Source organism: Mycobacterium shunyiense (genome assembly GCF_058270075.1).
Map to the genome: position 1 here is coordinate 127,034 of NZ_JBZDPU010000018.1, position 11,242 is coordinate 138,275.

An 11,242-nucleotide genomic window follows, 5' to 3' on the forward strand; every position below is an offset into this window, starting at 1 on the left:
AGAACCGAGCCTACCTCAACTCTAAGAAAAGTAAGGGAAAGTTATGAAAACATTAAGATGAAGTGTGCCGAGTGTGGCCAGGCCTCACTCGGTGATCGCGGCGATGAGTTTCTTCTTGTCGACCTTGCCGACGGCGGTGGTGGGCAGGGTCGGCATGGGGACCAGTACATCGGGCCGGGCATGGGCGGACGCGCCACGCTGGTCGAGGAACTCGTTCAGCTCAACCAGGTTGATCGGTGCGCCCTTGAAAACCACAGCGGCACAGATTTTCTCGCCCAGGTAGTCATCGGGCAATGCCACTGCCGCCGCCGCATACACCGCGGGGTGGGTCAGCAGGTGATCCTCGAGATCAGTGGCCGACACCGTCTCGCCGCCACGGTGGATGACATCCTTGATCCGGCCGGTCACCTCGACGTAGCCCGCCCGAGGGCCATCGGTGAAGATCCGGACGCGATCGCCGGTTCGAAAGAAACCGTCGGGGCTGAAGGACCGGGCATTGGCTTCCTCGGCCCGGTAGTAGCCGTTGAGTGTGTACGGTCCGCGAACCAGAAGTTCGCCCTCCTGACCGGGGGGAACCTCATGGCCGTCCTCGTCGACCACCCGCATCTCGTCGTGCGGCGACATCGGCCGGCCCTGGGTGTTCTCCACCACGTCCGCCGGATCGCCGGGGCGGGTGAAATTCAGCATGCCTTCGGCCATTCCGAAGATCTGCTGCAGTCCCGGGCTCAGGCCTTCGTGGATGAAACGGGCTTCCTCCGGGGACATCCGCGAGCCACCCACCTGGACCACGCGCAACGAGGTGGGTAGTACCGGTTCCCAGTCGCAGGCCTGGGTCCACAGCTTGGCCAGGGCGTTGACGAGGCCGGTCACCGTGACGCCGTGGGCGTTGATCAGGGCGAAGGCCGATTCGGGGCTGGGGTCGTCGGTGTAGACCGTCGTCGCGCCGACCGTCATCGAGCCGAGCAGACCCGGACAGGCGAACGGGAAGTTGTGGCCGGCGGGCAAGACCGCCAGATAGACGTCGTCATGGACCATTTCGCAGGCCTGGGCGCAGGCCGCGGCGTTGTAGAGATAGTCGTCATGGGTGCGGGGGATGAGCTTCGGCAGCCCGGTGGTTCCGCCGGACACCAGCAGGACCGCAGGGCAACTGGTGTCGACGGTGATGCTCGGTGGTCCTGGGGCATCGAAATCCTTGAGTGCGGACCAGGATTGGAAGGAGCCAGGGTCCCCGTCGACGAGGACGTGGCGCAGCCGGGGGTGTTCGGAAACGAGTTGGGTGGCCAGTTCGCGGTAGTCGAATCCCGCGATGACGTCGGGAATCACGAGTCCGACGGCGCCGCTGACGTCGGCGAAGTGGCCCAGCTCGGCCGACCGGTGGCCGGGCAGACACAGCACCGGGACCGTCCCGGCGCGAAGCAAACCGAAAGCGGCGACCGCGAATTCGCGAGAGTTCGGCAGCTGCACCAGGATGCGGTCGCCCGCTTTGATGCCCTGGGCCGCGAGCGCGGCACCGACACGGTCGGCGAGAGCGTCCAGTTCGGCAAAGGTGTAGGTGCCCGAGGCGTCGACCACGGCCGGCTTGTCTGGCCAGCGCTGCGCGGCCTCGCGCAGGATGCTGTCCAGTGCTTTGCCCTGCCAGTAGCCGGCCCGGCGGTACACCTCGGCACGGTTCTCGGGGAATCGCGTGAATCCGTTTGCCAGTTCGTCCTGTTCACGGTCAAAACCGGTGGTCATGGGTGTTCTGGCTCCCGTCGGGTGAGTGTGTCGGCAGATCGAATATAGGGTAACCTCCACTAAGTTAGGGCAGCCTTTACTAATTGTTCGGAGGATGGTGAGCGTGGTGGCGACGAGTTCCCAGACGGTCCGCGACGAGGTCGCTGAACTCCTGGGGGTCAGCCCCGACGCCGTCGATCCCGACGCCGACCTGATTGCCTCCGGGCTCGATTCGATCCGGATGATGTCGTTGTCCGGTCGCTGGCGTAAGCAGGGCATCAACGTCGGATTCGCGGCTCTGGCAGCCAATCCCACCGTCGCCGCCTGGATCGAACTGGTCGCCGAGCACACTCCTGACACGCCCGCCGAAGCGCCTGTCCCGGACATCGCCGATGCCGAGGGCGACACCTTCCCACTCGCCCCGATCCAGCACGCCTTCTGGGTGGGCCGCAACCAGGACCAGCAACTGGGTGGTGTCGGCGCGCATCTGTACGTCGAGTTCGACGGAGCCGGAGTCGATCCGCTGCGACTTCGGGTCGCCGCGGAGAAACTGGTCGCGCGGCATCCGATGCTGCGGGTCGAGATCCTGCCCGACGGTACCCAGCGGATCGGTGATCGCCCGCTGCCGGTCACCGTCTACGAACTGCAGGATCTGGATGAGGCTGCAGCGCAAGCACAATTGGAGCTCATCAGGGAATCCAAGTCCCACCAGATGCTGCACGACGAGGTGCTCCAGCTGAGTCTGTCGCTGCTGCCAGGTGGGCGTACCCGGCTGCACGTGGACATGGACATGCAGGCCGCCGATGCGGTGAGCTATCGCAACTTCATGGCTGATCTGGCCGCGTTCTATCGCGGCGCCGAACTGCCGGAGTTGGGCTATACCTACCGCGAATACCGCGCACGCTTGACCGCCACGGTTCCGCCGCCGTCGGAGCAGGACCGGCAGTGGTGGGCCGATCGGGTACCCGATCTGCCGGATCCGCCTGCGCTGCCACTGGTTCCGCTGTCCGATCAGCGCAACCCGCACCGCAGCATCCGGCTCTGGGAAACCCTCGACGTGCCGACCCGCGACGCACTGTTCGCGGCGGCGCAGCGGCGCGGCATCACCCCCGCGATGGCGGTCGGGGCGTCGTACGCCAACGCGCTGGCACGCTGGTCGACGCAGTCCAGGTTCCTGCTCAACCTGCCGATGTTCGGCAGGGAGCCGTATCACCCCGACGTGGACAAGCTGGTCGGTGACTTCACGTCCTCGCTGTTGCTCGACATCGACCTGACCGGGGCGGATACCGCGGCGGCCCGGGCCAGGGTGGTGCAGGAGACGCTGCACGCCACCGCCGCACATTCCTCGGTGTCCGGGCTCGATGTGCTGCGTGACGTGAGCCGCCACCGCGGCAGCCAGACCCTGGCCACCATCGTCTACACGAGCGCGCTCGGCCTGGGCGATCTTTTCGCCGGTGACGTCACCGACCACTTCGGGGTACCGGTGTGGACCATCTCGCAGGGACCCCAGGTACTCATCGATGCTCAGGCGACCCCGCTCGCCGAAGGTCTGATGATCAACTGGGACGTCCGCACCGAGGCCTTCCGGCCTGGCGTTGCCGAGGCCATGTTCGCCTATCACCTGGCCGAACTACGCCGCCTGGCCGCCGACGATGCCGCCTGGGATGCGGCCGATCCGCCCGCGGCCTCCGAGTCCCAACGCCGGGTGCGGGCTGAGCTGAACGCGTCGACGTCGACTCCCAGTGGGGATGTGCTGCACTCCGGGTTTCTGGCCAATGCTGCGGCGACCCCGAACGCGCCCGCGGTGTTCTGCAGTGCCGGCAATCTCAGTTACGACGAGCTGCACGACAGGGCGCTGGCCGTGGCGGCCGCCCTGCAGTCCCGCGGGGTGTGCCGCCGTGAGGTGGTCGCGGTGCTGGGGCCCAAGAGCGTCGAACAGGTCGTCGCGCTGCTGGCCATCTCGATGGTCGGCGCCGCATACCTACCGGTCGGAGTGGATCAGCCCGCTGATCGGGCCGCGCGCATCCTGCTCACCGGTGGGGTCGACTTCGCCCTGGTCTGCGGCTCGGGGCCCGACCATCCGGACTTGCCGCACCTGACGGTTACTGACGCCGAGATCATCGGTGACCCAGAGCATTTCGAGCCGGTGGCGACGACTCCGGACGACTTGGCGTACGTGTTGTTCACATCGGGCTCCACCGGTGAGCCCAAGGGCGTCGAGATCACTCACGACGCGGCGATGAACACCATCGAGTTCATCAACGACCACTTCGACATCGGTCCAGCCGACCGGTGCCTGGCGCTGTCGCACCTGGAGTGCGACCTGTCGGTGATCGACGTCTACGGAACGCTGCGTTCGGGTGGCTCGTTGGTGGTCGTCGACGAGGAACAGCGCCGCGATCCAGACGTCTGGGTCAGGCTGATCGACGAGCACCAGGTGACGGTGCTGCACTTCCTGACAGGTTGGCTCGAGATGCTGGTAGCCGCCCGTGAAACGAACACTGACGGGGCATCCTTGTCCTCATTGCGGGTGGTGCCCACCGGTGGCGACTGGGTGCGTCCGGAACTGGTGCGGGCGCTGCGTGCCGCGGCGCCGCGGGTGCGCTTCGCCGGACTCGGCGGGGCCACCGAGACCGCGACGCACAACACGATCTTCGAAGTCGGATTCGACGACGACGCCCTGCCGTCGCACTGGACCTCGGTGCCGTTCGGTGTGCCGCTGACGAACAACTGCTGCCGTGTGGTCGACGCGCGGGGTGAGGACTGCCCCGACTGGGTCCCGGGCGAACTGTGGGTCGGTGGGCGCGGTATCGCCCGTGGCTACCGCGGTCGGCCCGACTTGACCGCCGAACGTTTCGTCGAGCACGACGGGCGCCGCTGGTACCGCACCGGGGACCTGGTGCGGTCGTGGCCCGACGGCACGCTGGAGTTCGTCGGCCGGGCCGACCACCGGATCAAGGTCAGCGGATTCCGGATCGAACTGGGCGAGGTCGAGGGCGCACTGTGCCGCGTTCCGGGGGTGGACGCGGCGGTGGCGGTGCTGGTCCCGGTCGAGGGCGGTCACGACCTGCTGGGCGCGGTGGTGCGGGCGGACCAGCCGGGTGGCGATGCGGAAGCGGCCGCTCAGGCCATCTCCACAGCGATGGCAGAGCTGGTGCCCGCGCACATGATCCCGCAGGTGCTGCTGGTCGCCGATGAGATTCCCTATGCCCGCGGCAAGACCGACCGCGCCGCAGCGGTTCGGATGCTCGCCGCACTCGGCGCTCCGGAGAGCCGGGGCTACCGGGCGCCGTCGGGCCCGCTGGAAACGGCCCTGTGCGCGATCGTCGGCGAGGTTCTCGGGCAGTCCGGCGTCGGTGTCGACGACGATTTCTTCGCCCTCGGCGGGGACTCGGTGCTGGGTACGCAGCTGGTGGCGCGGATCAGGGACTGGCTGGATACCTCGACGGTGATGGTCGCCGACGTCTTCGCCGCCCGAACTGTGGCGAAGATGGCCGCCATGCTGGTGGGCCGGGAATCCGGCTCGGACCGACTGCAGCTGGTGTCCGAGCTGTATCTCGAGGTCACGGGCATGGACAGCGCCGATGTGGCCTCCGAGTTGGCACGCACGTCCCCAGAACTCGCGTTCGGCAACTAAGGTTAGAGTTACTTCAGTTAGGGCAGGCTTTGCTTATCGTCAGGAGGTCGTTGTGGACGCGGTGAGTCGCACGACTACGCAGACCATGCACGCAGTGGCGACAGAACCGCTGCACCAGGGGTTCTTCACGCATGCGCAGGGTGCCCCCTACGACATCGCGGTGGTCGGCCCGACCACCCGCTGGACCTACGGGCAGCTGCGTGAGCAGGCGCTTTCGGTGTCCGGAGCGCTCGCGGTGGCCGGCGTACGCGTCGGCGACCGGGTCGCGGTCGTGGGGCCCACCGGCCTGGACACGGTGATCGCCTCACTGGGAATCCTGGCGGCCGGCGGCGTCTGTGTCCCGATCGACACTGCTGACCCGGCCGAGCCGGTGCTGGAGCACACGGGCGTGCGGATGGCTCTGTTCACCGGGGACGGACCGCCCAACTGGCTGCCGGCGCTCACCGTCGCCGAGGCGCTGCGGATCGGGGCCCGCGCGAGCGGCGTCACCCCGGTGCGTTCCGCGCCCGGTGACCCCGCGTTCCTGGGCTCGGTCGACGAGTCGGGGTATGCGGTCGTGACCCACGCTGCTGCTCACGACGCCGTGGTGGAGCTCACCGCCCGGCTCGGTGTTCACGGCGATGACCGCATCGGTGTGTTCTCGGCTGCCGGCGCCGCGGCTCCGATCCTGATGATGCTGGTGGCACTGACCGCAGGCGCAGGCATCGTCGTTGCCGACGATGCACCGCGCCGCAACCCCGAGCGGGGGATGAACGGCTTCGCCCTCGCTGTGCGGCATCGGGATGCGGTGGCCGCTCTCGACACCGCTGTGCCGTCGTGAGCGGGCCGGATACCCAGATCACCGTCAAGCCCTGGGTCAAGCGTTATTCAGGGTCCCAAAGTTCAACAGCCACACTGGTTTTCCCGCATGCCGGGGGAGCGGCCGTGGCCTACCGGGGATTCGGAACGGCACTGGCTGCGGCCGGCTCCGATGCCTATGTCATGCAATACCCGCAGCGCGGCGACCGCCTGTCGCATCCGGCGGCGCCCACGGTAGAAGATCTCGCCAAGGATCTCTTCGATGCCGGCGACTGGGCCGGAATCGGGTCGCTCCGGTTGTTCGGACACTGCATGGGCGCCGTGGTGGCCTTCGAATTCGCCCGGATCGCCGAACGCAACGGCGTGGCGATCGACGCCCTGTGGGTGTCGGCCAGCGAGGCGCCGTCGGCCGTGGCCGCCGCGCCCGCGCTGCCGATGGCCGAATCCGAGATCATCGCTGAGATGGTCGATCTCGGCGGTACCGACGAGGCGCTGCTCGCTGACGACGACTTCGTCGAACTATTGCTGATGGCGGTGCGGGCCGACTACAGCGCCTTCAACCGCTACGCGTGCGACGCCGACGTGACTATCGCCGCGGACATATACGCACTGGGCGGAGAGAGCGACCACCGCATCGGTGAAGACATGTTGCGGCGCTGGGAAACCCACACCACCGGTGCCTACACCTGCTCGATGTTCGACGGCGGGCATTTCTACCTCAACACCCAGCTCGAGGACGTGGCGGAGCTGGTGAATGAGCTCTAGCCGCCAGCTTCCGGGGCCTGACAGCAGTGATCCGGTGGTGATCGTGGGTATGGCCCTCGAGGCGCCGGGCGGGATCGAAACTGCTGACGACTACTGGTCGCTGCTGACCGAGCAGCGCGAAGCCCTCGGCCGATTTCCCGCCGACCGCGGTTGGTCAGTTCGCGAACTGTTCGACGGCTCGCGCCGTGACGGGTTCAAGCGTATCCATGACCTGGGCGGATTCCTCTCCAGCGCAGCGACATTCGACCCCGCCTTCTTCGGGATCTCGCCGCGTGAGGCGGTGGCGATGGATCCGCAGCAACGCATCGGGCTGCGGATCGCGTGGCGTGCGCTGGAGAACAGCGGCATCAACCCCGATGATCTCGCCGGGCACGACGTGGGTTGCTACGTCGGTGCATCGGGTCTGGAGTACGGGCCGGCGCTGTCGGAGTTCTCCCATCACAGCGGACATCTGATCACCGGTACCTCGCTGGGTGTCATCTCCGGCCGGATCGCCTACACGCTGGATCTGTGCGGTCCGGCACTCACCATCGACACCTCGTGCTCGTCGGCGTTGACGGCGTTCCACACCGCCGTGGCCGCGGTCCGCGCCGGCGACTGCGACATGGCGCTGACCGGCGGGGTCTGCGTGATGGGTACCCCCGGCTACTTCGTGGAGTTCTCCAAGCAGCACGCATTGTCCGACGACGGACACTGCCGGCCGTACAGCGCACACGCCAGTGGCACGGTCTGGGCCGAAGGGGCGGCGATGTTCGTCCTGCAACGCAAATCGGCGGCCGTACGCGACAGTCGGCGAATCCTGGCCGAGGTGCGCGCCACCGCGGTGAACCAGGACGGTCGGACCACCGGTCTGACCGCGCCCAGCGGCGCCGCACAGCAGCGGTTGTTCGCCAAGGCGATCGAGCAGGCCGCCGTGCGCCCGGAGGACGTCGGCATGATCGAGGGCCACGGCACCGGAACCCGACTCGGTGACCGGACCGAATTGCGTTCGTTGGCACAGACTTACGGAGCCACGGAGCCCGGATCCGGCGCGTTGTTGGGCTCGGTGAAATCCAACGTCGGGCACTCCCAGGCGGCGGCGGGCGGGCTCGGTCTGGCGAAGGTGATCCTGGCGGCCGAGCGTGCGGCCATCCCGGCGACTCTGCACGTGGATGAGGTCAGCCGCGAGATCGACTGGGACAGCCAAGGTCTGCGGCTGGCGACCAAGCTCACCCAATGGCCCGCGGTCAACGGCCAGCGCATCGGCGCGGTCTCGGCCTTCGGCATGAGCGGCACCAACGCGCATGCGATCGTCGCGGTTCCCGAGGTCCCAGGGGCCGCAGCATGACCGAAGGCCACTCTCTTCCCGACGGGCGCACAGCTGTCCTGCTCAGTGCACACGCCGACGAACTGATCGGAACCGACGCCGCGGCCATCCTGCGCTATCTCGACACCCGTCCCGAGGTGAGTGCGGACGACGTCGCCGCCACCCTGCGGTCCACCCGGCGGCTGCGCCGCCACCGCGCTGTGGTCCGGGCCGTCGACCGCGATGAACTCGCCGCGGGTCTGCGTGCGTTGGCCGATGGCGCGGACCACCCGCTGGTCACCCGCGCGCAAGCGGGGTCACCGGGATCGGGTTCGGGCGCCCGCATCGCCTTCGTGTTCCCCGGCCAGGGCAGTCAGTGGCCGTCAATGGGCGTGCAGGCCTACGAGCGGCTTCCTGTTTATCGGGCCGAGGTCGACAGATGTGCCGCGCAGTTCCAGGCTGCCGGCGCTGCGTCACCGCTGGATTATCTTCTGGCCGAGCCGGATTCGGCTGCGGTCACCAATGATTTCTCCCAGGTGCAGATCCAGGGCGCTCAGTTCGTCCACGGCGTGGCGTTGGCCCGGGTGTGGCGGTCCTGCGGTGTGCTGCCCGATATCACCGTCGGTCACAGTCTCGGCGAGATCGGCGCGGCCTACGTGGCCGGCACCATCACCCTGCCCGACGCAGTGGCCGTGGTGATCGCCCGCGCGACCGTGTTGGACCGCTTGACCGGGCCCTACCGCGTCGCGGTCCTCGGAATCACACCCGAGGAAGCCTCGAAGGTGATCGCCGAAACCCCGGGTTGGCTGGAACTGTCGGTGGTGAACTCCCGCTCATCGGTGGCGGTGTCGGGGGAGACCGACGCGGTGGCCGCAGCGGTGGCGACCGTGGCCGGGCGCGGAGCATTCGCCAAAGAGATCGAGATGTGGTTCCCGGCGCACACCACTGCGCTGGACGGGTCGCGGGGCGAGCTCGAATCACTGCTTCCCTCTGCAGGATTCACTGAGTCACCGGTGCAGTTCATCGGCTCGGCCACCGCCGACGTGGTGGCGGCCGGAACCGGATTCACCGACTACTGGTACACCAACCTGCGCAGCACGGTGCGCTTCGACCGTGCCATCGAGATGGCCGCGCGGCGCGGCGCCCGGATCTTCGTCGAACTCTCCGCACATCCGGCGCTGTTGTTCGCCATGGGCGATCTGCTCGACGACGCGGCCGAACTCACCGGCGGGCCGGTGGTGATGGTGGGATCGGGCCGGCGCGACGAACCGGTCACCGACCGGCTCAGCGCCAACATCGTCTCCGTGGCGATGGCCGATGCCGGCTACCGCTGGAGCGATCTCCCGAACCATGCCGCCGAGTCGCTGCGCGACTTCCCGTTCGCGCCGATGCGCGCCGAACACCTCTGGGCCACAACACAACCGCTACCGCCGGTCGCAGGCTTGACGGTCGGCGTCGAGCACTGGCAGAACCACGGCCTCCCCGCCACGCCTGCCGGACAGCGCCGGATCGCGGTGCTCGATCTGGCAGCCGGACAGGGGCCCGCCGCCACGCTGCAACGTGCAGCCGAGGAGATGGACGCAACCACCGTTGTCGCCCCCGCCGACGCCGACCTGCTGGTCGTGGTCGCGCCGGTATCTGAGCACGACGATGCGGTGGCGGCGGCAGAATCCCTGAGCCGCCGCGTCGACGACGGGCTACTGGGTTATGTCGGGGCGATCACGCCGGAGACCCGCGATGTATGGCTGGTCACCGTCGGTGGTGAATCCACCGGCGACGGATCGCAGCGCCCACGGCCCGAGGCCGCCGCATTGGCGGCGATGCACCGTAGCCTGAGCTACGAACATCCGGACCAGACTTTCCGCCACCTGGATCTGGCCGAATCGGCGATCGACCCCGCCGCCGCGGTGACAGCGATCACCGCAATGCTGACCGATGCCGAGGACATCGCCCTGCGGGGCAACGGTTCCGCACTCGAGGTCTGGCACCGTGGGATGCGCGATGACACCTCCGACGCCCGGACCTGGACCGCCGAATCGGGGGTGTTCGACGAGGTGGTCATCACCGGTGGAGCCGGCGCGGTGGGCCTGCACTATGCCCGTCACCTGGCCGGGCAGGGGGCCCGGCGCATCGTGCTGCTCAGCCGCAGCGGCCTCGATGACACGCAACTGGCCGCGCTTTCCGCCCCCGGCACCGAGATCGTCGCTCCTCGTTGCGATCTGACCGACCCGGCGCAGATCGCCGCGACGGTTGCAGAACTGGCGGTCGGCCCGGCATCACTGGTGATCCACGCGGCCGCGTCCGCCACGATCGCCGCCGGCGACGAGCTGACCGGTGCAACGGTGCGGGATACCTTTGCGGCCAAAGTGAGCGGGCTGGCCAACCTGGCCGCGGCCTGGCCGATGCAACCGGATGCCCGGATCGTGTTGTGCTCCTCGGTGTCCGGCCTGTGGGGCGGGTACGGCCATGCCGCCTACTCTGCGGCCAACCGGCTGCTCGACGCCCTCGGTGCGCAGCTGCGCGAACACGGTCGGCGCTGCACCTCGGTGCGATGGGGACTGTGGCCGGGAGACGGCATCATCGATTCCGGTGAGATCAGCCGGGTCGAGCGGTCGGGCCTGCGAGCCATGGCGCCCGACCGTGCAGTGGAGGCCGGGCTGCGGGATTACCCGGCCGATCCACTGGTGTTCACCGCCGACGCGGAACGACTGCGGACCTTCCTCGGTGCGGCGGCCCAACCCGAACCGGTTGTCGGGACTGCCGAGGCTCCGCTCGACGACGCCGCCGAGGCGGCCGACGCCACAGGCGCGATGCGGATCGCGCTCGGTGCGGTGTTGAAGCTCGACGACACCACCGGACTGGATCTCGGCGCGTCGCTGCTGGATCTCGGTGTCGACTCGCTGCTGGCGATCGACCTACGTAAGAAGCTCAAGAAGGCCACCGGCCGTGCCGTGCCGCTGGCCACCATCCTCGGTGGCGCCACCGCTGCCGAAGTGATCGAGCATTTGGAAAGACCTGAAAAGGAAGCATTTTCGCGTGACTGA

General features: G+C 68.2%; 6 protein-coding genes. 5 read left to right on the plus strand and 1 reads right to left on the minus strand.

The window, feature by feature from the left end; translation table 11 throughout:
* Positions 1 to 84: 84 nt before the first annotated feature.
* Positions 85 to 1,734, minus strand: coding sequence for a (2,3-dihydroxybenzoyl)adenylate synthase (locus tag AC4ELH_RS23585; RefSeq protein WP_498887013.1), 1,650 nt, complete (start codon positions 1,732 to 1,734; stop codon positions 85 to 87).
* Between the two features lie 94 nt (positions 1,735 to 1,828).
* Here AC4ELH_RS23585 and AC4ELH_RS23590 point away from each other — a divergent pair, with 94 nt between their 5' ends.
* From AC4ELH_RS23590 to mbtD, 5 genes are all read left to right on the plus strand, one after another.
* Complete coding sequence (locus AC4ELH_RS23590; RefSeq protein WP_498887015.1) at positions 1,829 to 5,350, plus strand: non-ribosomal peptide synthetase; 3,522 nt, start codon at positions 1,829 to 1,831, stop codon at positions 5,348 to 5,350.
* A gap of 94 nt (positions 5,351 to 5,444) precedes the next feature.
* A complete protein-coding gene (locus AC4ELH_RS23595) occupies positions 5,445 to 6,170 on the plus strand; it encodes an AMP-binding protein (protein ID WP_498887017.1) in 726 nt (241 codons plus the stop codon).
* Complete coding sequence (locus AC4ELH_RS23600) at positions 6,167 to 6,913, plus strand: thioesterase II family protein (protein ID WP_498887019.1); 747 nt, start codon at positions 6,167 to 6,169, stop codon at positions 6,911 to 6,913. The genes AC4ELH_RS23595 and AC4ELH_RS23600 overlap by 4 nt, the downstream gene beginning before the upstream one ends.
* The gene (locus AC4ELH_RS23605; protein WP_463791394.1) at positions 6,903 to 8,240 is read left to right on the plus strand and encodes a beta-ketoacyl [acyl carrier protein] synthase domain-containing protein; all 1,338 of its coding nucleotides are present in this window, start codon (positions 6,903 to 6,905) and stop codon (positions 8,238 to 8,240) included. The genes AC4ELH_RS23600 and AC4ELH_RS23605 overlap by 11 nt, the downstream gene beginning before the upstream one ends.
* The gene (gene mbtD / locus AC4ELH_RS23610; RefSeq protein WP_498887022.1) at positions 8,237 to 11,242 is read left to right on the plus strand and encodes a mycobactin polyketide synthase MbtD; all 3,006 of its coding nucleotides are present in this window, start codon (positions 8,237 to 8,239) and stop codon (positions 11,240 to 11,242) included. Before AC4ELH_RS23605 ends, mbtD begins: the two co-directional genes overlap by 4 nt.

What these genes read in the sequence shown, in the direction of transcription:
- AC4ELH_RS23605 (WP_463791394.1), top strand. Translation starts at nt 6,903, where the DNA reads ATGAGCTCTAGCCGCCAGCTTCCGGGGCCTGACAGCAGTGATCCGGTG.
- AC4ELH_RS23590 (WP_498887015.1), top strand. Translation starts at nt 1,829, where the DNA reads ATGGTGAGCGTGGTGGCGACGAGTTCCCAGACGGTCCGCGACGAGGTC.
- AC4ELH_RS23585 (WP_498887013.1), bottom strand. Translation starts at nt 1,734, where the DNA reads ATGACCACCGGTTTTGACCGTGAACAGGACGAACTGGCAAACGGATTC.
- mbtD (WP_498887022.1), top strand. Translation starts at nt 8,237, where the DNA reads ATGACCGAAGGCCACTCTCTTCCCGACGGGCGCACAGCTGTCCTGCTC.